Annotated in this window: 23 protein-coding genes; 13 read left to right on the top strand and 10 right to left on the bottom strand. The window is 60.1% G+C overall.

The annotated features are described in order from the left end of the window. Positions 1-200: 200 nt before the first annotated feature. Entirely contained in the window at positions 201-1,073 is an 873-nt protein-coding gene (locus BMY44_RS01985) for a DMT family transporter (RefSeq protein ID WP_089989622.1), read from the top strand. Here BMY44_RS01985 and BMY44_RS01980 read toward each other — a convergent pair. Further along, entirely contained in the window at positions 1,063-1,866 is an 804-nt protein-coding gene (locus tag BMY44_RS01980; protein ID WP_089989619.1) for an ABC transporter permease, read from the bottom strand. The genes BMY44_RS01985 and BMY44_RS01980 overlap by 11 nt on opposite strands. A gap of 173 nt (positions 1,867-2,039) precedes the next feature. Between BMY44_RS01980 and BMY44_RS01975 the strand changes: the two genes are divergently transcribed. Then, positions 2,040-2,630 (top strand): GcrA family cell cycle regulator, encoded by a 591-nt coding sequence (locus BMY44_RS01975; protein ID WP_089989613.1) that lies wholly within the window; start codon positions 2,040-2,042, stop codon positions 2,628-2,630. An 87-nt stretch (positions 2,631-2,717) separates the two neighbouring features. Further along, positions 2,718-4,109: a 30S ribosomal protein S12 methylthiotransferase RimO gene (rimO, locus tag BMY44_RS01970; RefSeq protein WP_089989610.1), complete on the top strand. Its 1,392-nt coding sequence runs from the start codon at positions 2,718-2,720 to the stop codon at positions 4,107-4,109. An 81-nt stretch (positions 4,110-4,190) separates the two neighbouring features. On the opposite strand, the gene BMY44_RS01965 is transcribed toward rimO, so the two are convergent. Next, on the bottom strand, positions 4,191-4,562 hold the full coding sequence (locus BMY44_RS01965; RefSeq protein WP_242650462.1) for a diacylglycerol kinase: 372 nt from the start codon (positions 4,560-4,562) through the stop codon (positions 4,191-4,193). Between the two features lie 128 nt (positions 4,563-4,690). On the opposite strand from BMY44_RS01965, the gene trhA reads away from it, so the two are divergent. The 5 genes from trhA to BMY44_RS01940 all read left to right on the top strand — a co-directional run bounded on the left by trhA (position 4,691) and on the right by BMY44_RS01940 (position 8,924). Then, entirely contained in the window at positions 4,691-5,347 is a 657-nt protein-coding gene (gene trhA, locus BMY44_RS01960; protein WP_242650461.1) for a PAQR family membrane homeostasis protein TrhA, read from the top strand. A gap of 65 nt (positions 5,348-5,412) precedes the next feature. Beyond that, complete coding sequence (locus tag BMY44_RS01955; protein WP_089989608.1) at positions 5,413-6,021, top strand: hypothetical protein; 609 nt, start codon at positions 5,413-5,415, stop codon at positions 6,019-6,021. A gap of 65 nt (positions 6,022-6,086) precedes the next feature. Beyond that, positions 6,087-7,712, top strand: coding sequence for an AMP-binding protein (locus BMY44_RS01950; protein ID WP_089994406.1), 1,626 nt, complete (start codon positions 6,087-6,089; stop codon positions 7,710-7,712). Continuing rightward, positions 7,705-8,475 carry a crotonase/enoyl-CoA hydratase family protein gene (locus BMY44_RS01945; RefSeq protein WP_089989605.1) on the top strand — a complete coding sequence of 257 codons (771 nt, stop codon included), beginning with the start codon at positions 7,705-7,707 and terminating at the stop codon, positions 8,473-8,475. Before BMY44_RS01950 ends, BMY44_RS01945 begins: the two co-directional genes overlap by 8 nt. Before the next feature lie 143 nt (positions 8,476-8,618). Further along, positions 8,619-8,924, top strand: a complete 306-nt coding sequence (locus BMY44_RS01940; RefSeq protein ID WP_089989602.1) for a CBU_0592 family membrane protein — start codon at positions 8,619-8,621, stop codon at positions 8,922-8,924. On the opposite strand, the gene BMY44_RS01935 is transcribed toward BMY44_RS01940, so the two are convergent. Continuing rightward, positions 8,921-9,646, bottom strand: coding sequence for a M48 family metallopeptidase (locus tag BMY44_RS01935; protein ID WP_207510470.1), 726 nt, complete (start codon positions 9,644-9,646; stop codon positions 8,921-8,923). The genes BMY44_RS01940 and BMY44_RS01935 overlap by 4 nt on opposite strands. Positions 9,647-9,777: 131 nt before the next feature. Here BMY44_RS01935 and BMY44_RS01930 point away from each other — a divergent pair, with 131 nt between their 5' ends. The 4 genes from BMY44_RS01930 (at position 9,778) to BMY44_RS01915 (ending at position 12,558) form a co-directional block, all read left to right on the top strand. Next, positions 9,778-10,017 (top strand): hypothetical protein, encoded by a 240-nt coding sequence (locus BMY44_RS01930; protein WP_089989598.1) that lies wholly within the window; start codon positions 9,778-9,780, stop codon positions 10,015-10,017. A gap of 11 nt (positions 10,018-10,028) precedes the next feature. Continuing rightward, positions 10,029-11,144 carry a class II histone deacetylase gene (locus BMY44_RS01925; protein ID WP_089989595.1) on the top strand — a complete coding sequence of 372 codons (1,116 nt, stop codon included), beginning with the start codon at positions 10,029-10,031 and terminating at the stop codon, positions 11,142-11,144. Between the two features lie 143 nt (positions 11,145-11,287). Then, positions 11,288-11,866, top strand: a complete 579-nt coding sequence (locus tag BMY44_RS01920) for a nitroreductase family protein (RefSeq protein WP_089994401.1) — start codon at positions 11,288-11,290, stop codon at positions 11,864-11,866. Next, positions 11,863-12,558 carry an EI24 domain-containing protein gene (locus BMY44_RS01915; protein ID WP_089989591.1) on the top strand — a complete coding sequence of 232 codons (696 nt, stop codon included), beginning with the start codon at positions 11,863-11,865 and terminating at the stop codon, positions 12,556-12,558. The genes BMY44_RS01920 and BMY44_RS01915 overlap by 4 nt, the downstream gene beginning before the upstream one ends. Here BMY44_RS01915 and BMY44_RS01910 read toward each other — a convergent pair. Together BMY44_RS01910 and mce are read right to left on the bottom strand one after the other, a co-directional pair. Further along, positions 12,518-12,823, bottom strand: a complete 306-nt coding sequence (locus BMY44_RS01910; RefSeq protein WP_089989588.1) for a DUF1467 family protein — start codon at positions 12,821-12,823, stop codon at positions 12,518-12,520. The genes BMY44_RS01915 and BMY44_RS01910 overlap by 41 nt on opposite strands. Beyond that, on the bottom strand, positions 12,823-13,227 hold the full coding sequence (mce, locus tag BMY44_RS01905; protein WP_089989585.1) for a methylmalonyl-CoA epimerase: 405 nt from the start codon (positions 13,225-13,227) through the stop codon (positions 12,823-12,825). The genes BMY44_RS01910 and mce overlap by 1 nt, the downstream gene beginning before the upstream one ends. A 162-nt stretch (positions 13,228-13,389) precedes the next feature. On the opposite strand from mce, the gene BMY44_RS01900 reads away from it, so the two are divergent. Then, positions 13,390-14,109 carry a response regulator gene (locus BMY44_RS01900; RefSeq protein ID WP_089989581.1) on the top strand — a complete coding sequence of 240 codons (720 nt, stop codon included), beginning with the start codon at positions 13,390-13,392 and terminating at the stop codon, positions 14,107-14,109. Position 14,110: 1 nt separating this feature from the next. On the opposite strand, the gene BMY44_RS01895 is transcribed toward BMY44_RS01900, so the two are convergent. The 5 genes from BMY44_RS01895 to aspS form a co-directional block, all read right to left on the bottom strand. Further along, entirely contained in the window at positions 14,111-14,821 is a 711-nt protein-coding gene (locus tag BMY44_RS01895; protein WP_089989579.1) for a GNAT family N-acetyltransferase, read from the bottom strand. Between the two features lie 104 nt (positions 14,822-14,925). Beyond that, on the bottom strand, positions 14,926-16,122 hold the full coding sequence (locus BMY44_RS01890; protein WP_089989576.1) for a DUF1501 domain-containing protein: 1,197 nt from the start codon (positions 16,120-16,122) through the stop codon (positions 14,926-14,928). A gap of 3 nt (positions 16,123-16,125) precedes the next feature. Beyond that, positions 16,126-17,502 (bottom strand): DUF1800 domain-containing protein, encoded by a 1,377-nt coding sequence (locus BMY44_RS01885; protein WP_089989573.1) that lies wholly within the window; start codon positions 17,500-17,502, stop codon positions 16,126-16,128. 190 nt (positions 17,503-17,692) lie between these two features. Continuing rightward, positions 17,693-18,208 (bottom strand): DUF1993 family protein, encoded by a 516-nt coding sequence (locus BMY44_RS01880; RefSeq protein ID WP_089989570.1) that lies wholly within the window; start codon positions 18,206-18,208, stop codon positions 17,693-17,695. Beyond that, positions 18,205-20,058 (bottom strand): aspartate--tRNA ligase, encoded by a 1,854-nt coding sequence (gene aspS, locus BMY44_RS01875; protein WP_089989567.1) that lies wholly within the window; start codon positions 20,056-20,058, stop codon positions 18,205-18,207. Before aspS ends, BMY44_RS01880 begins: the two co-directional genes overlap by 4 nt. Between the last annotated feature and the right edge of the window lie 8 nt (positions 20,059-20,066).

Raw genomic sequence — 20,066 nt, 5'->3', positions numbered from 1 at the left:
CCTTTGCATAAGTGAAGCCCGAGGAGTGCCAATGGCGGGGCGTCGTGTCAACGATTTTGCGGGGGTTGGATGGCGTGCGGAAACGGCGGACGGGCTTAGCGTCGGCGTCGGATCGTGGATGTAGCACGGGTCATCATGGTGTGTGCATAGCGCGGCGTTTCTGTCTTGGAAAGACGGAAAATTGCAGGCAATGGGGGCGCATGCGCCAAGTCAACCCGCCCCTTGCCATAGTCTTCATGCTGACTGCGACCGCATTTATTGCGGCGACGATGATGCTGGCCAAGCTTTTGGGTGGCGACCATCTGGGTCCTGCCCTGCATCCGCTGCAGATTACCCATGGCCGGTTCGTCTTTGCGTTCATGGCGATTTCCACGGCACTTGCGGTTCTGCGCCCGCGCTTTGGCCCGATCCATTGGAAGTTGCATGCCGGCCGGACCAGTTTCGGGGCCTGCGGGGTGACCTGCATGTTTGCCGCCGTTGCGTTCATTCCCTTGCCCGATGCCACGGCGATCAGTTTCCTGAACCCCGTGTTCGGGATGCTGCTGGCGATCCCGTTTCTGGGCGAACGCGTCGGCCCCTGGCGCGTCTTTGCTGCGCTGATGGCATTTGCAGGTGCCATGATCCTGCTGCGTCCGGGCAGCGGTGTTCTCCAGATCGGCGGCTTGATTGCACTTGGCTCTGCCGCGTTTCTGGGGGCAGAACTGATTTTCATCAAGAAGCTGTCGAACGTCGAAAACCCGCTGCAAATCCTGTTTATCAACAATGCCTTGGGTGTCATGATCGCAAGCCTTGCCGTATTGCCTGTCTGGACCATGCCGACAGCGGAGCAATGGGTTGCGTTGATTGCGCTTGGCGTCCTGATGGCCTGCGCGCAGGCCTGCTTCGTCAACGCAATGGCGCGTGCGGAGGCGTCGTTCGTCACGCCGTTCAGCTACATGACCCTGTTGTTCGCAGCCCTTTACGATCTGCTGGTCTTTGATGTCATTCCGGATGCGGTCAGCTGGTTGGGTGCCGGCGTGATCGTGACAGGCGCGCTGATACTCGCATGGCGCGAACGTCGCACTAGGCCTTGAGCCGGTAGCCCTTGTCCATCCAGCGCCAGCAGATCCCCAGTACCACGATGCAGGCCGCCCCAACCACCGCCAGACCGATCCACGGGCTGCTGTCGCTGACCCCGATCATCCCGTAGCGCACCCCGTCGATGATGTAGAAAAAGGGGTTGGCGTGGGACATGTTCTGCATGATCGGCGGCAATGCCTCGATCGAATAGAAGGTACCGGAGAGGAACGCGAGTGGCGTCACGAGGAAGTTCTGGATTGCTGAAAGCTGATCGAACTTCTGCGCGTAAATCCCTGCGATCAAACCCAAACTTCCCATCATCACGGACCCGAGGAAGACAAAGGTGATGACCCACACGGCGTGCTGCACCCCGACCCCGAGGAAGATCCAAGACCCCAGCGCCATGACCAGCGCCACGATCGCACCGCGCGCCACAGCCCCAAGGATATACCCCGTCACCAGTTCCGCGGCCGACAGCGGCGGCATGAGCGTATCCACGATGTTTCCGCCGACCTTGGCCGATGTGATCGAGGACGACGTATTGGCAAAAGCGTTCTGGATCACGGTCATTGTCAGGATGCCGGGTGCGAGGAACACCATGAAGGGCACCCCCATCACATCGCCCCGCCCCGGTCCGATTGCGATGGTGAAGACCATCAGGAGCAGGCCCGAGTTGATCAGCGGCGCGAGGATCGTCTGTGACCAGACGTTCATAAAGCGCTTGATTTCGCGTTCCACCAGCGTTTGCGTCCCGATCCAGTTCACGTGCCCGAACCGGCGCACACCCATATCGATCTTTTCGGCCATTTTCCGTCCCCTTTGCTGCCCTGACATAAGCGGCCCGGCGCAAATGACCAGCGGCAAAGTCGCATTTTGCGAATCAATCGGTTGTATCCGCTGCTGCCATGATTAGAATAGGGGACTGACAGTTATTCAGGCCCGGTGCGCGCGCACCCCGCCAACAAATCAAAGGAATCCATATGTCCTGGACTGACGAGCGCGTCGAGACGCTCAAAAAGATGTGGGGCGAAGGCCAGTCGGCCAGCCAGATCGCCAAGGAACTGGGCGGGGTCACCCGCAACGCAGTGATCGGCAAGGTGCATCGCCTTGGCCTTTCCAACCGCGCCGGCGGTGGTGGCACCAAAGCTGCAGCCAAGGAAAAGGCCCCCAGCAAGCCATCCGCACCCAAGGCCCCGCCAAAGCCCAAGACGAAGGCCGCCGCGCCCGCAAGCAAGCCACCCAAGGAAGAACCGGAGCTGGACGAGAACGGTATCCCGATTTCCGCCGCCCGCCGCGCGATCATTCCCGCCGGTCAGCCCTTGCCACCGCAGCCGTCGGCGAATGAAATCAGCCCCGAGGCTTTGGCCAAGGTGAGCGAGATCGAAAAATCCGCCAAAAAGATTTCGCTGATGGAATTGACCGAGAAGACCTGCAAATGGCCCGTCGGTGATCCCGCAACCGAGGATTTCTGGTTCTGCGGTCTGCCGGTTCAGTCAGGCAAGCCCTATTGCGAGGCGCATGTCGGCGTGGCCTTCCAGCCGATGTCGTCGCGCCGTGACAGACGCCGCTAAGGCACCTGCCATGCAAGTCAAAGAGCCGCCCCCGTCGGGCGGCTTTTTCATGTGAACTCCCCCAATAATCCAGCTATAGCACCTGACATGACCCAGAACCCGCCGAACCTTCGCCCTGATCTGGCCCGCGCGACGGTCCCTGACACGCCTCGCTCTGGCCAGCCGACCATTGGCATGGTGTCCCTTGGTTGCCCCAAGGCTTTGGTGGATAGTGAGCGTATCCTGACGCGCCTGCGGGCCGAGGGCTATGCCATTTCCCCCGATTATGCGGGTGCCGAGGCGGTGATTGTAAACACTTGCGGGTTTCTGGATAGCGCGAAGGCCGAAAGCCTTGATGCCATTGGCGAGGCGTTGCAGGAAAACGGGAAGGTTATCGTGACGGGCTGTCTGGGGGCAGAGCCGGATTACATTCGCGAACATCACCCGCAGATTCTTGCCGTCACTGGTCCGCATCAATACGAACAGGTGCTGGACGCTGTGCATGCCGCTGTCCCGCCTGCCCCCGACCCGTTTGTCGATCTGCTGCCCGCAACCGGCGTCAGCCTGACCCCGCGCCATTACAGCTATCTGAAAATCTCGGAGGGCTGCAATCACAAGTGCAAATTCTGCATCATCCCGGACATGCGCGGCAAGCTGGCAAGCCGCCCCGCCCACGCCATCCTGCGCGAGGCGGAAAAGCTGGTCACTGCGGGTGTGAAGGAACTGCTGGTCATTTCGCAGGACACATCTGCCTATGGTCTGGATCGCAAATACGATCTGAACCCGTGGAAAGATGGCGAGGTGCGCTCGCATATCACTGATCTGACCCGCGAACTGGGCCAGCTTGGGGCCTGGGTGCGCCTGCACTATGTTTATCCCTACCCGCATGTGCGGGACCTGATCCCGCTGATGGCGGACCCCAAGAACGGCGTGCTGCCCTATCTTGATATCCCGTTCCAGCACGCCCATCCCGAAGTGCTGCGCCGTATGGCCCGCCCTGCTGCCGCCGCGCGCACGCTGGATGAAATCCGCGCCTGGCGGGCCGACTGCCCCGATATCACCCTGCGCTCGACCTTTATCGTCGGCTATCCCGGCGAGACCGAGGCCGAGTTCCAGCATCTGCTTGACTGGCTGGACGAGGCGCAACTGGATCGCGTGGGGTGCTTTCAATACGAGAACGTTGATGGCGCGCGTTCGAACGCCTTGCCAGACCATGTCCCTGCGGACGTCAAACAGGACCGCTGGGACCGCTTCATGGCAAAGGCGCAGGCAATTTCCGAAGCCAAGCTGGCCGCGAAAGTGGGCCAGACGTTAGAGGTGATCGTCGATGATATCGACGAAGATGGCATTGCAACCTGCCGCACCTGGGCTGACGCGCCGGAGATTGATGGGAACCTGTTTATTGATGAAGGCGCCGAGGGCGTGGCCGTCGGGGATGTGGTGAACGTGGTTGTCGAGGAAGCGGGCGAGTATGATTTGTGGGCGCGAATTCATCACTAGCTTTGTTGACGTCGCCGATAGGATTGCCGCAGACGTTCAGTTTGATTGCGCCATTTGAGTTTCGTTTGAAGCGCTGCCCGATCAGAAAATCAGCCCACCAATCACGCAGACCCATGCAACACCGACCGCTATGCCGCTGACGGCGACGGCGGCTGATCCGCAGTCTTTGGCTTGCCGTGCGCGGTCGCGGATTTCGGGCGAGATGTCATCAACCACCCGTTCGATCGCGGTGTTCACGCATTCAGCCGCCAGTACCATGATTCCGCCCATCAGCAGCATGCCCCGCGTCGCCCCGTCGAGCGGCAGAACAAATGCGAGCAGCGCGAAGACAGCATTCGCCGCCAGCCATTGCGAGAGCGATCCTTCGGTGCGGTAGACATGCACGAAGCCCGCCCATGACCAGATCGCCCGCTGCCTGATCCTGACAAGTTGAGTGATGATCGTACGCTGCATTGCCGTCCCCTTAACTATTCCGGGGTCAGATTGTCGGTGGATCACCTTTTGCGCAAGCCGTCACACGCTTGTGTCATGACACCACGTCACAATTGGCAGGTGCAGCGCAAAGCCCTAGCTTGGAAATTATGAGAAAGATCAAAACCATGTATCCCAACTATGCCAGATCGGAACGCATTGCGGACGGGACCATGCATGCCATTGGCGTGACCGGCGCACTGGCCGGTACGATCTGCCTGATGATCTGGACCGTGGGTATGGTCAGTGGCGGGCAGATCGCCGCGCTGGTGATTTACGGCATCGCGTTGATTGCGACTTTCACCGCCTCGGCCTTTTACCACATGACCCCGTGGGAAAATATCCGCCCGCTTTTGCGTCGGATTGATCATGCGGCGATCTATCTGAAAATCGCCGGTACCTACACGCCGCTGGTCGTCATGATCGGCAGCATGTTCGGGTATATCATGCTGGGGATCGTCTGGGCGCTCGCGTTGTTCGGGATGATCCGCAAGCTGTTCTTCTGGGAAAATCCCGGTCGCTTGGGATCCGTTCTTTATCTTGTCATGGGCTGGATGAGCCTTGGTCTGATCTGGGCGCTTGTCCCGATCCTGCCGGGTGTCTCGACCGGGCTGATCGTGGCTGGTGGCCTGCTTTATACCGCCGGTGTCGTCTTTTTCAGTTGGGAAAGCCTGAAGTTCTCGAATGCGATCTGGCACGGGTTTGTTGTTGCCGCATCCGCCTGCTTCTTTGTGGCAATTGCCTACGGGGCTGTCGCCACGGCTTGATTCTGCAGGGCCAATGCTTAGGCTGCGCTGCAAACGAGCAGCATAAAAAAGCAAAGGCACTTCCCATGAAACAGATTTCCATCATTTTTGGACTTGCAGGACTGACGGCATTGTCCGCCTGCGGCGACGGCAGCCCGTTTGCAAATGGCGGCGTTGTGCCTGTCGGCACGGCGGCGGTCGCGGATGATACATTCACCGTGACCCAAGGTGATATCGAAACCATACTTGAGCGTGAGGATTCACTGGCACCACAGGATGGCCAGAACCTTTGGCTTGACGAAAATCTGCGTGCAACGGCGATCCAGAGCGATGATGTCCTGACCATTGGCGGCGTGACGGGCGATGGAACCCCTTTTGCTGGCATCAGTGGCAACGTCGCTGACGCCCCTGACGGCGATGCGACCTTCACCGGCGAATACGTGGTCATCACGCCCGACGCCTATCGCCCCGGTGATCTGACGCTGAACTTCGATTTTGCAACCGGTGCGATCACGAACGACGGCGGCGATCTGACTGTTGATGCCACCGCGAGCGAGGTCAACATCACCGGCACGGTCGAATTCAACGAACAATCCGCCACGCTGGATGGAAACTTTTTCGGTGAGGGCGAACTTGCAGGTGCGTTCACCGGCGCGGGGATGGGCGGCGTAATTTTCACAACCCTGGACGAATAGCGTTTGCATCCCTTTCTTGACATGAAATGAACGAGTGTTCAATTTCATGTCATGGGGGGATGTCCATGCTGCAACAGCGCGCGACTTTGGCCGAAACACGCGACGCGTTCCGCTGGGACGTGCCAAAGCGTTATAATATCGGCGTCGATATCTGTGACCGCATTGCCGCCGCACGCCCTAATGCGCCCGCCATTATCGAGGTCGGTGCCGATGATGCAGCGACCACCACCAGCTTTGCCGCCTTGCGCGACCATTCCAACAAGATCGCCAATGTCCTGGCCATGGTCGCGGATCCCGGCGATCGCATTGCGGTGCTGCTGCCGCAATCCGAAGCGACCGCTGCCGCCCATATCGCCATTACAAAGATGGGCTGCATCGCCTTGCCTCTGTTCACGCAGTTCGGCCCGGATGCGCTGTGTCACCGCTTGCGCGACTCCGGCACCTGCGCCTTGATTACCAACGCCGAGAGCGCTGCCATTGTGTCCGGATTGCGCGATCAGCTGCCGGACTTGCGCACGGTTCTTTCCGTTGACGGGCCGGATGCCAACGCCGCCTGCTTGACGACGGCAACGCACACGGCCTCTGCCGATTTCACGCCCATGGACACATTGGCAGATGATCCTGCCATTCTGATCTATACCTCTGGCACCACCGGCAATCCCAAAGGCGCGCTGCACGCCCACCGCGTCTTGCTGGGCCACTTGCCCGGCGTCGAGATGAGCCATGACTTCTTTCCCCAAGCCGGTGATCTGATCTGGACGCCCGCCGACTGGGCGTGGATTGGGGGTTTGCTGGATGTGTTGATGCCGGCGCTTCATCACGGCGTTCCGGTGCTGGCGCATCGCTTTGCCAAATTCGACGGGCGTGCGGCCTTTGATCTGATGGCATCACACGGTGTGCGCAATGCCTTCTTGCCCCCTACCGCGCTCAAGATCATGCGGCAGGTGGTTGATCCGCCGCGCCTTGCGGTGCGCTCTGTCGCGAGCGGTGGCGAGACATTGGGTGCGGAACTGATCGCGTGGGGGCAAGAGGTGTTCGGCACCACGATCAACGAATTTTACGGGCAGACCGAATGCAACATGATCGTATCGTCCTGCGGCGCGCTGGCCCCTGCTGTGCCCGGTGTCATGGGATTTGCCGTTCCCGGGCATGATGTGCGCATCCTTGACAGCGACGCGCCTTCCTTTGCTCCGGATGGACAGGTGGGCAGGATTGCCGTGCGCGCGCCAGACCCTGTCATGTTCCTGCATTACTGGGGCAATCCAGACGCCACGGCAGAGAGGTATGTGACAATTGACGACATCGACTGGTTGCTGACAGGCGACAACGGTGAAGCCAAGCCGGACGGACGCATCCGCTTTGTCGGGCGCGATGACGACCTGATCAGTTCGGGCGGTTACCGCATCGGCCCTGCCGAGATCGAGGATTGCCTGCTGACCCATCCTGCGGTGCAGATGGCAGGTGTCGTAGGCAAGCCCGACGCGCTGCGTGGTGAGGTCGTCACGGCCTTTGTACAGCTGGTGCCGGGGAAAACCGGATCGGACGCGCTGGCGGCGGAGATTGCCGCCCATGTAAAGGGCCGCCTTGCCGCCTATGAATACCCGCGCGACGTGCGGTTTATCGAAACGATGCCGATGACGACCACCGGCAAGATTATCAGGGCCGAATTGCGGAGGATGTGCCATGCATGAGACAGTATTGATGGAGGTCGCGGACGGGATCGCGGTCGTGACCCTGAACCGCCCGGACCAGCGGAATGCGATCAACATCGCCGTGTGTGACGCGATGCGCGCCGCGTTCGACCGCATCGAAGACGACCCCACCATTCGCGTGGCCGTACTGACAGGGGCTGGCGGTCTGTTTTCGGCAGGCATGGACCTGAAGGCTTTTGCTGCGGGCGACGGCGATGCGATCCTGTTCGGCACGCACGGCTTTGGAGGTTTTGTGAAACGCCACCGCACCAAGCCCGTGATCGCCGCCGTTGAAGGTGCCGCACTGGCCGGCGGGTTCGAGATCATGTTCGCCTGCGAACTGGTGGTAGCGGGTCAAGCGGCGGTCTTTGGCTTGCCTGAACCGCAGCTTGGGCTGTTTGCTGGCGCTGGTGGCGCACTGCGCCTGCCACACCGTATCCCGCGCGTTCTTGCCAACGAAATCCTGCTGACCGGTGGACGCTTTGATGCGGCCAAGGCAAACGAGTTCGGACTGCTGAACCGTGTTGTGCAGGACGGCACCGCGCTGAGCGCTGCGAAATCCATCGCTGCCGAAATCGCGGCGAATGCCCCCCTTGCGATCACCGCCACGATGGAAATCGGGCGCGCGGATTGCGATGATTGGGATGCCAACGACCGGATGATCGCCCAAATCGGCACCACCGAAGACTGCCGTGAAGGTGCGCGCGCCTTCATCGAAAAACGCAAACCTGTCTGGACAGGCAAGCAAGTAGGGGAAACCTGACCCGTTCTTCCCCCTAAGTCAGGTTTGCCTTACCTGACGGAAACCTGACGCAAGCGTATCACTATTCCCAGAGCACGAACGGACCGCAAGCACCATGAACGCAAGCTTGCACCGTGCCGACAGGCGAGATTGGGAGCGTTGCGATGTTTGAGTATTTGAAGGAGGTCCCTGCGGAGGTCTTTGATGCAGTCGGGGTGGCGGGATTTGGTCTTTATGTTTTGAATTACACCATGCTGACATTCAAACGGACCACATCCGAACGGATTGGCTATTTCGTTGTGAACTGGTTGGCGGCAAGCATGGTGCTGATCGGGTTGTTCAATGCGTTCAATCTTGCCTCTGCCCTGATCCAGATATTCTGGATTGCGATTTCGACAGTCGGCATCCTTGTCCGGTTTCGCCGCCCGCGCAAAGCCCCCCCGACATTCAGCACAAGGCGGATCGCCTAAAGCCCGGCGACAACCCGTCTGACGGTGGCGAACCGTTCGGCATTTCCCGGATGCGTCCCGAGAAAACGGTTGCCGGGATCGGGAATGCGCTGGAAGAATTCCGCACCGATCAGAGGATCATAACCCGCCTGCGCCGCAATCAGTGCACCAAGCGCGTCTGCCTCTAACTCGAAATCCTTGGAATAAGCACGGCTACCGAGTGCTGCCCCGAGATTGCGCGCATCACTGCTGCCGAACACCGCCTCGGCCAGCTCTGCGCCAAGTGCTGCGTTGCGTTGCAGCCGGGCAAGATGACCTTCGATGTGATGCGCGGCTTCGTGCGCCATGATGAAGGCAAGTTCATCCTTGTTACGGGCCACGGCGATCAGCGGCACGGTAAATGCGATGATCGGACGGCCCCGCGCATCCACGGTCTGAAAAGCATTCGGCGGCGCGTTCACCGCGTCATCGACCACGATCTGGAAGTCGCAGTTCAACCGCGGCGCACGCTGACGGCAGATCGCCTCGGCAACCGGTTCGATGGTCTGCACGACTTCGACGAAATTGCGCACCGCTGTCCGCCCGTCAAGCCGGTTCGGATCTGGTGCCACTTGGGGGATCACATCGGGCCGCACGACGACTTTCGGACCAGCCGCGCCCGGAGGGGCCTTGTTCGGTATCTGCGGCGCACACCCGGCCACAGCAAGGGCAAGCCCAATCAGCATCATCATCCGGCGGAACATACTGCTTCCTCTGCGCGCGTTTCTTGCGGGCACTGTAGCATTCCGCCGCACAACCGCCACCCTGACCCTACGCACAAATGCGCGAGATTTTGCGTCTTTGCACCCGTTGCCTCGGCGGTTAGGCTGACGTCATGTTTACCATCGAACACGGCTATGACGCCACGACCATCACCCTTGTCGACGAAGATCAGGCCCCGCTGCGCGAGGATGTCATCATCAACGCATTCGAGGATTGCATCACCGTCACCCAGTTCGACCCGCGCACCGACACAGCACAGCAGGTTACGCTTTCGATGACTCAACTGCGCGATCTGTCGGCGGCGCTTGATCTGCCCGAAGGTGTTTACCGTATTCGCCCTGAAGGTTCTTGAAAGGCCCGCCAATGACGACAGCGTTTTTGTGGGATGAAACCTGCTTTTGGCATGGCGGCGGCAATTATGCCGGGTTGTTGCCGGTGGGTGGGCTGGTTCAGCCGTCCGACACCCCGGGTCTGCCGGAAAGCCCGAACACCAAGCGCCGCTTGAAGAACTTGATGGAAGTCACTGGACTAGCGAAAGAATTGGTGATGGGTGGTGCTGACCCTGCCACCAAGGACGACCTGCTGCGCATCCATCCTGACTCCTATCTGTCGCAATTCAAGGCACTGTCAGATGCCGGTGGCGGTGAACTGGGACGCCGCACGCCGTTCGGGCCGGGTGGTTACGAGATTGCGGCGCAATCCGCAGGGCTCGCCAAGGCCGCTTTGACAAGCGTTTTGAAGGGCTTGCACCGCAATGCTTACGCGCTTTCGCGCCCGCCGGGGCATCATTGCCTGCCGGATTATCCCAACGGCTTTTGTCTGCTTAACAACATCGGCATTGCGATCGAAGCGGCGCGTGCCGCAGGGCTGGCCAACCGCTTTGCCGTGCTGGATTGGGACGTGCATCATGGCAACGGGACTGAGGCTGTGTTCTATGACCGCGCCGATGTACTGACCGTGTCCATCCATCAGGACCGCAACTATCCGATGGATACCGGTGCATTCACGGATCGTGGCACAGGTGAAGGCGCGGGTTTTAATCTGAATATCCCGCTGCCGCCCGGTGTCGGGCACACCGGCTATCTGGCCGCGATGGACCGGCTGGCCCTGCCTGCACTTCGTGCGTTCAAACCCGATGTGCTGATCATCGCCTGCGGCTTTGATGCCGCTGCGAATGATCCGCTGGGTCGCATGCTGGCTACTGCCGAGACCTTCGCGATGATGACCGATCGGGCGATGGCGCTGGCGGATGAGGTCTGCGGTGGCAAGCTCGTCATGGTGCATGAGGGCGGTTATTCGGAAACCTACGTCCCCTTTTGCGGTCACGCCGTGTTGGAACGGATGAGCGGGTCAACGATTCATGCGCCTGATCCCTTTGGAGAGGTGTTTCCGCTGCGCCAGCCGGACGCCGCATTTGACGCCTTTGTGGATAGGCTGCTGGCAGAGATGTCTGACGCGCTGCAGTCAAACGCAGGTTAGCGGCGCATCGCAAGTGTACGTTTCGCAACACTTTCCTGACGCCGCCCAGCCAAGGCACATGGCGAAGAAAACGCCACATCTTATTGCGACGACTGCGCGCGCACCCTATGTCGGGACTGAACTTGCTTTCATGGACTTCATTGATGCCCACGCCGAACCCTGCCGCCCTTAAATTTCTTCAAACGCGGCGGTCCCGCCCCGCCAAGACGCTGACAACACCGGTGCCTGACGATGCAACGGTGCAGATGCTGCTGACCACCGCGTCGCGCAGCCCCGATCATGGCAAGCTGGAACCATGGCGTTTCATCGTTTTGCGCAAACCCGCGCTGACCCGCCTGGCCGATGCGGTTGCAAAGTTTGGCGCGCTCAAAGGCGTGGAGGCCGACAAGATCGACAAAAGCGTCGCACAATTCGGAAATGCCGATCTGGCCGTTGCCGTGATCAACAGCCCAAAGATTTCCGACAAGATCCCGACGATCGAACAAACCTATGCCGCCGGCGGTGTCTGCCTTGCCTTGCTGAACGCGGCACTTGCCGCCGGTTGGGGGGCGAACTGGCTGTCCGGCTGGGCCAGCCATGATCCAGCGTTCGTACAGCCCCATCTTGGACTGACACCACATGAAAGCGTCGCAGGGTTCATCCATCTTGGCACCGAAACAAGCGCACCGCCCGAACGGCCCCGTCCGGATGTGGCAGCGATGACCACATGGGTGGACTCATGATTCTGAGCAGTTTTTTCAAGGCGATCGGGCAACTGACGGACCCACGCTTTCAACGTGTGCTTTGGCTTGGGCTGGGTTTGACGATTGCGCTGCTGATCCTGATCTACGCCGTCATTCTTGGCCTGATCAACGGGTTTACCGCCGACAGTTTTTCGCTGCCACTGGTTGGCGAAGTCACCTGGGTCGATGATTTGTTGGGATGGGGATCGTTTTTCCTGATCCTGATTTCATCCTTCTTCCTGATGGTCCCGGTCGCCTCGGCCATCACCTCGCTTTTCCTCGAAGATGTTGCCGAAGCGGTAGAGGCCAAGCATTACCCGCACCTGCCAAGCGTGCCGCGCACCGGCTTTTATGACGGGCTGCGCGATAGCGTGAATTTTCTGGGCCTTCTGATCATCGGGAACATCATCGCCCTGATCCTGATCTTTGTCCTGACCCTGCCCGGTGTCATTATCTTTTATGCGCTGAACGGGTTTTTGCTGGGCCGGGAATATATTCAGGTCACCGCAATGCGCCGACTGGGGCGCGAGGGTGCCAAGAAGATGTGGCGCGATAACATCGGAACGGTCTGGCTGGCCGGTTGCCTGATGGCTGTGCCGCTGACCTTTCCAATCATCAACCTATTCGTGCCGATCCTTGGCGCGGCGACCTTTACCCATCTGTTCCATCGGTTGTCTGGCTCTCTTCGATAGGCGTCATGCGGTCAAACCAGTCGATGTCGCGCACGCTGATCAATCCCGACCAGATGATCGTTGCCAGAACAACCCAGATGCCGAGCGCCCAGATGCTTGTGGTTTTCACCTTCTTCTTCATCTGAAGGTTCGCAGGCGCACCTGCGTGCGTGCCGGGCACGACTTCGCCCACGTCGCCTTGGGTTTCAAGCCGCAGTGGCAGGACGATGAAGAACACCATGAACCAGACCACGGCGAACAGAACGATGGCGGACATCGGACCCATTACACTTGCTCCAGTTCGACAAGACAGCCGTTGAAGTCCTTGGGATGCAGGAACAGCACAGGCTTGCCATGCGCCCCGATCTTTGGCTCGCCTGTTCCGAGAACTCGCGCACCTTCGGCCCGTAACTTGTCGCGCGCGGCAAGGATGTCATCGACTTCATAGCAGATGTGATGGATGCCGCCTGACGGGTTCTTTTCCAGAAAGCCCTTGATCGGGCTGTCATCCCCAAGCGGGTAAAGCAGTTCGATCTTGGTGTTGGGCAGTTCGATGAAGATCACCGTGACCCCGTGGTCAGGTTCATCCTGCGGTTCCCCGACATGCGCGCCAAGCGCTGTGCGGTATTGCGCGGCGGCAGCGTCAAGATCAGGGACAGCGATTGCGACGTGGTTGAGGCGGCCGATCATGGGGGCAACTCCTTTGGCATTTGGTTTCTATATGTCCCGCCGCGGATGAATCGGCAAGGCAGAGCGGACAAAGCGCCGCGTCTTAACTTCGGATTCACTACTTTTATGGTTTTGTGCGCATGGCCTTGGTGAACGGGGCAACAGCCGAAAAAGGGGACCACAATGGACAGCATCGACAATTTCATGGTCACACGCCAGCCGACTGCACTGCGACCACTTCTTGGCCTGACCGTGCTGCTGATCGAAGACAGCCGCTTTGCTTGCGAGGCGGTGCGCCTGCTGTGTATCCGGTCCGGCGCACGCATCCGCCGCGCTGACAGTCTGACCAATGCCAAACGCCACCTCGCCGTTTACCGCCCCTCTGTCATGATCGTTGATGTCGGGTTGCCTGATGGCAGTGGGATCAACCTGATCGAAGCGGTGGCGCATGGCAGTCCGCGTATCAGCGTGATTCTTGGCACCAGCGGCGATCCGACGATGGCCGGTCCCGTCATGGCGGCGGGCGCGAATGGTTTTCTCGACAAACCGATCGCCAGCCTGTCAGCCTTTCAATCCGCGATTCTTGCACATCTGCCCGCCGACAGGCAGCCGCCGGGTCCGCGCCTGCTTAGCGATGAGGTTGTCAGCCCTGACCGGGTCGCTTTTCATGACGACCTGTCGCATGTGGCAGAGGTGCTTGACGAGCGGACGGACACGAATGGCACAGTCGATTATGTCACGAACTTTCTGCATGGCGTCGCGCAAAGTGCTGCAGACATTGATCTGGAACGGGCCGCCGCACGGCTTGCACAGCTCAAATCCAAAGGGGCACCGTTGGAAGGCAGTCTGCGCGACCTGAGCGCACTGGTGCAGGATCGTCTGCGCGAAAGCGGCCCGATCTGATCTACAACGTCGGATCGGCCTGAAACAGATGCGGACGCGTGAGATCGCCAAGCGATGTGCGTTGCTGCCCTGCCCCGTCGAAATTGTCCGGATCAAGCCAGCGGTCATAGGCCGGGCGCATTTGCCGCCAGTCCGCATCCGTCATCGCAAACCACGCAGTATCGCGGTTGCGGCCTTTGACAACAAGGTGCTGGCGAAAGACACCTTCGTATGAAAACCCAAGCCGCTGTGCCGCCCGCCGCGATGGCCGATTCAGCGCGTTGCATTTCCATTCAACACGCCGATAGCCGTGCGCGAAGGCCCAATCGATCATGAGAAAGAACGCCTCGGTCGCTGCCGGTGTTCTTTGCAGCGCCGGTGACAGGTTCACGTTCCCGATTTCTGTAGTTCCGGTAGCCGGCGCGTTCGTCCAGAAACAGGCATAGCCAAGCGGTGTAGGCGCATCGCGCACCCGGATGACAAGACACGGGTGATCGCGCGACCCTTCAAGATGGGCGATGCTGTTTTGGAAGGCCGCGAAATCGGCGGGCGCTTCTTCGTAAAGGTAATCCCAAAGCCACGGTGCGTTCTTCATGGTTTCCCAAAGACCGGGCGCATCTGCCTTGAGATCAAGCGGAGTCAGGGTAGCGTACCGCCCCGATAGCGACACCCCATCGGGTGCAGCAGCGGGCTGCCAATGCGCGACGATGGGGCCAAGGGGACGATTGGTCATGGATCGGTGCTTTGCGGCTATGAAATGCGACACTTTTCGCGAAGCGACAGCATGCTTGTCAAAGCAAACTTTGTATCGGCTTTAATTCGATGGACGCAAGCCACCTACAACAGCAGGCCCGGATCGTCACCAAGATCAAGCCCGGGAAACACCGATCGTTCCAGCACCGCGCGGTCAACACCGAACAGCCCGCGCATCGTCCAAGCGGCCATGGCCCGCACGTCCGCTGTCGGCATGATATCGCGGCGGTCATAAAGATCGGCCTCTGACAGCCCCGGCCAATGCCCGATGGCTTGCCCGCCCCGCATGGCACCACCGGCGTAGAGCATTGCGCCCGCCGTACCGTGATCTGTGCCTTTCGTGCCGTTCTGCCGCGCCGTGCGTCCGAATTCCGTCAGGCACAACACACCCGTCTTGCCCCATGTGTCGCCCAGACCGGCCCGCAGCGTCAGGATAGTGTCCGACAGGCGACCCAGTGCGCGGCTGATGCCACTGGCCTGGTTCTGGTGCGTATCCCAACCGTTGATCGAAAAGCTTGCGATCCGCGTTGATCCGCGCAACCGCGCGGCGGCGAATTGCGCCAGTTTGATATGCGCCCCATTGCTTGCCACCGTCTGCATCATGGGATCGTCAGCCATCGATTCCATCATCGCATCCTCTGTTTCCGTATCCAGAGACAGCTGTGTGGCGATATCAATCGCCTGTTCGGCGGCTTCCTGAAAGAGGGGATCTTCGTGCAGTACGAGTTCAAGAAGGCGCTGCGCCTGTGGCGTGATCTGCAGCTTGGCTTCTGGTGACCAGCGCGCCGCTGCGGCCGGACCGGCCAGGACCTGCATCTGTTCGCGCCCGATGGCGTATGCCACCTCTGCCTGCGTGCCGGGCATGGTTTGCAGCAAGCGGTTCAGCCAGCCGTCGTTGATCGTGCCATCCAGCGCGACACCCCCCGCTTCGAGCATGTCCTGCCCGTCAAAATGGCTTCGCTTGTCGCGGTAAGGTGTCGAAACAGCTGGCACAAACCCCATTTCACCCATCTGCCAAAGTGGCAGCAGTGGCGACAGCGCAGGGTGCAAGGCCCAGAACCCGTCCAGGTCAGTAGCCTTCCCGTCGTTCAGATCAGGCCGCATCGCGGCATAGTCCGGATCGCCAAGCGGGCGAAATGCGTCAATCCCATCCATCGCGCCGCGCAGGATGATCACCACAAGCCGGTTGTCCCACGGTGCATCCGCAAAGGATACCGGCGTCAAAAGTGGGCTTGCCGCAAGCGAACACCCGATCGTGCCAAGAAATTTGCGACGATCCATGCCCTATCTCCTTTGGAACGCGGGTGAAGCAAGGATCACGCCGATCCCGTCTGCCCGGCTTTCGGCTGCAGTCGCGGCGAACACGACGGACGGTGGTGCCCGATCGCCAAGGGCGGTGCGCACGAAATCGCGCGGGTCCGGCAAGGGCCGCACGAATTCGCGCGGCATCCGCATGGCCCAGTTGATCCGCCCTGCCATCGCCTGCGGGATGATCCAGTCTTGCGCCGCCTCGGGCCAGCCATCCGGCCCAACCGGCGTTTCCCAAGGCTGCCCCATGACGCGCAGCGGCTGGATGATCAGCCGCTGATAGTCGCGCACTTCAAGGCGCTTGATATCCGTCGCCCGCAGGCCAAGCGCGCGCAGGCTGGCGGTGATGAATTCGATGGGCGGGCGCACCTTGTCACCGCCGGGTGCCCAGGCGGCCGGATGGTCGATCATCGTTCCCAGAACGCTTTGCAAATCGCCTTCGGTCTGTTGAAAGCTTTGCGCCATGGCCTCAACCAGCCCCGCGTCGGGCGTGTCACTGACGAAATGCACGGCCAGTTTGCGCGCGATGTGTTCTGCCGTATCGGGGTGAAGTGCGAGGTTATCAAGCGCGGAATGAATCGTTTGCAGCGTCGCCTTCGGCCCGTAGTTGACCCCAAGTACCGTTTCCGACCCCGGTTCGGCCATCCGCGTGTCGAACTTGAAACCATTGGCCGGGCTAAAGGTCAGACCGGTCAGCAGTTCCGCCAGTTCGCGCACGTCGGTCTGCGTGTAGTCACTGCCAACGCCTAAACTGTGAAGCTCCATCAGCTCGCGCGCGAGGTTTTCATTCAGGCCCCGTTCACGCCGCAGCCCGCGCGGACTGTTCGGTCCGTGCGAATCCGTTTGCTGAAGGTAGAGCAGCATCATTGGATGCGTCGCGACCGCACGCAGCATGTCGCGAAAGGATCCGGTGATATGCGGTCTGATCGCTTCTTCGACGAAGGGTGTGATCATATGGTGGGCAAGCGCGTTGCGCCCTTTGACCGTGAAATGATCGGCCCAGAATGCTGTCAGCCTTTCGCGCAGTCCCAGCGGGGCATCCAGACTGCGCCCGATTGTTGCCAGCGCGTTGTTGCGCCGTGTCTGGCGCGCTGCGATCCGCCATTCCGAGATCTGTTGTTCAGCGTCGGCGCGGCCCGCTTCTGTCGCTTCGTTCCGGCTTGCCCGGCGCAGGCGGACGAATTCAACCATCGAAGGCTGTGTTACGCTGAATGGCGCAATCGGCAAGGCAGTCGCCATCGTATCCGGGCCGGCCAGCCGGTCCATGATCGCGGCCTGCGTCGGCGGCGGTTCATGATGCGGGCTAAGGCCGGTTCCGAACCGGATCGCGCCAAGAAGAGGGTCAAAAGTCATGCAGGTCGTTTCAATTCTGGTCTGATTCCAACATAATTGCTTGCCATCAGAATTACATTAACGCGGCATAATTTCGCCACAATTGGCGACAGTGCACGCAGCCAAGCCGGATTGTTCACAGTCTGCGCATGTGGCGGCTGTCATGCGATAACAAGACGGGCAAAACGTCTGTGGCGGACCTGCTTTTCGGCTAGGTCCAGCTGAATCCGGGCGGATAGTAATGCAGACCATCGAAATCCGCTTTGCCGATGTCGACCCCTGCCTGCCGCAGGATTGCGTAGGCCATCGACAGATGAAACCAAAGGTTGGGCAGCGCGAACTGGACAAGATAGTCCTCGGTCGACTGGTCCAGCATCGCCTCGCCCGCCTGGTGCTGGACGCGCTTGCCAGCTGCCCCTCTGAAATCGGACTCGTTCAGGGCCTTGATTTCGGCTGTGGCGTCCACGATTTGCCCCCGCATGGCGGCAATATCGCGATCCCAGTTGTTAAGTGACCAATCCCGTCCGATGACCGGCAAGACCGTGCGCAATCCAAAGATCGTGACGGTGCGCAGCTGTTCTGCGCAATCAAATTGACCCGGGGCAAGCGTTGCCCCCAGCAGTGATTCATCCTGTTTGGCAACCAGTTCGATCAGATGCGCGCTACGCTCCAGCGCCCGCAAGGCGGACCCGGTGGCAAGCGCATGGATCGCGATGTCGTCCATCATGCCTCTGGTGGTAGCACACGCAGACGCAATTCCCGAATCTGTTCATTGAGCGGCTCGCTTGGTGCGCCCATCATCAGATCTTCGGCACGCTGGTTCATCGGGAACATGATGACCTCGCGGATGTTCTGTTCTTCGGCCAGCAGCATCACGATCCGGTCGATGCCTGCCGCGCAGCCGCCGTGTGGCGGTGCGCCGTATTGGAACGCGTTGACCATCCCGCCGAACCGCTTTTCAACCTCGTCGCGGCCATAGCCTGCGATTTCAAAAGCCTTGAACATGATTTCCGGCTTGTGGTTCCGGATCGCGCCCGACACCAGTTCATACCCGTTGCACGCAAGGTCATACTGATAGCCAAGCACCTGCAGCGGATCGCCATCCAGCGCCGCCATCCCGCCCTGCGGCATCGAAAACGGGTTGTGTTCAAAGTCGATCTTGCCGGTTTCTTCGTCCTTTTCGTAGATCGGGAAATCCACGATCCATGCAAACGCGAACCGGTTCTGATCGGTCAGACCCAGTTCGTCGCCAATGACGTTGCGGGCACGCCCGGCGACACCTTCAAACGCTTTGGGCTTACCACCAAGGAAGAAGGCCGCATCGCCATTGCCAAGCCCCAATTGCTGACGGATCGCTTCCGTGCGTTCGGGGCCGATGTTCTTGGCCAGCGGTCCGGCGGCTTCCATGCCACCTTCGACTTCACCTGATTTCAGTTTTGCCTGTGCTTCCTTGACTGTGATGCCAAGTTCCTGTGCGACAGCATCCGCTGTCTTGTCGCGCCAGAAGATATAGCCCATCCCCGGCAGCCCTTCTTTTTGCGCGAAGGCGTTCATGCGGTCACAGAATTTACGCGACCCGCCGGTCGGAGCCGGAATCGCGCGGATTTCGGTACCATCCTGTTCCAGCAGTTTCGCAAAGATCGCAAAACCAGAGCCACGGAAATGGTCGGACACGACCTGCATCTTGATCGGGTTGCGCAGGTCGGGCTTGTCAGAGCCATACCAAAGTGCTGCGTCACGGTAGCTGATCTGCTCCCACGTCTGGTCCACCTTTTTGCCGCCGCCGAATTCCTCGAAAATGCCGGCGATGACGGGCTGGATCGTGTCGAACACGTCCTGCTGTTCGACAAAGCTCATTTCCAGGTCAAGCTGATAGAAATCGGTTGGTGATCGGTCGGCGCGTGGGTCTTCGTCGCGGAAACAGGGCGCGATCTGGAAATACTTGTCGTAGCCCGACACCATGATCAGCTGTTTGAACTGCTGGGGCGCCTGAGGCAGTGCGTAGAACTTGCCGGGGTGCAGGCGCGAGGGCACCAGAAAATCGCGCGCGCCTTCCGGGCTGGAGGCGGTGATAATCGGTGTCTGGTATTCGCGGAAACCGCTATCCCACATCCGGCGGCGCATCGAGGCGACAACGTCAGAGCGCAGCTTCATATTGTTCTGCATCGCCTCGCGGCGCAGGTCGAGGTAGCGGTATTTCAGGCGCGTTTCTTCGGGGTATTCCTGATCGCCAAAAACCATCAGCGGCAGTTCGTCGGCCGCACCCAGCACTTCCATGTCGCGGATGAAGACTTCGATCTCGCCGGTCGGCAACTTTGTGTTCACCAGTTCTGGATCGCGTGCTTTCACTTCGCCGTCGATCCGGATGCACCATTCGCTACGCAGCTTTTCAACTTCGGAAAAGACGGGGCTGTCAGGATCGCAAAGGATTTGCGTGATGCCATAGTGATCGCGCAGGTCGATGAAAATCACCCCACCGTGGTCACGCCGCCGATGCACCCAGCCGGACAAGCGAATTGTTTCGCCTACGTTCGCAGCAGTCAGAGCGGCGCAGGTATGGGTGCGATAGGCGTGCATTGTATCAA

It is taken from the genome of Cognatiyoonia koreensis, from assembly GCF_900109295.1.
GTDB lineage: Bacteria > Pseudomonadota > Alphaproteobacteria > Rhodobacterales > Rhodobacteraceae > Cognatiyoonia > Cognatiyoonia koreensis.
This window is presented reverse-complemented; position numbering and strand designations above follow the sequence as displayed.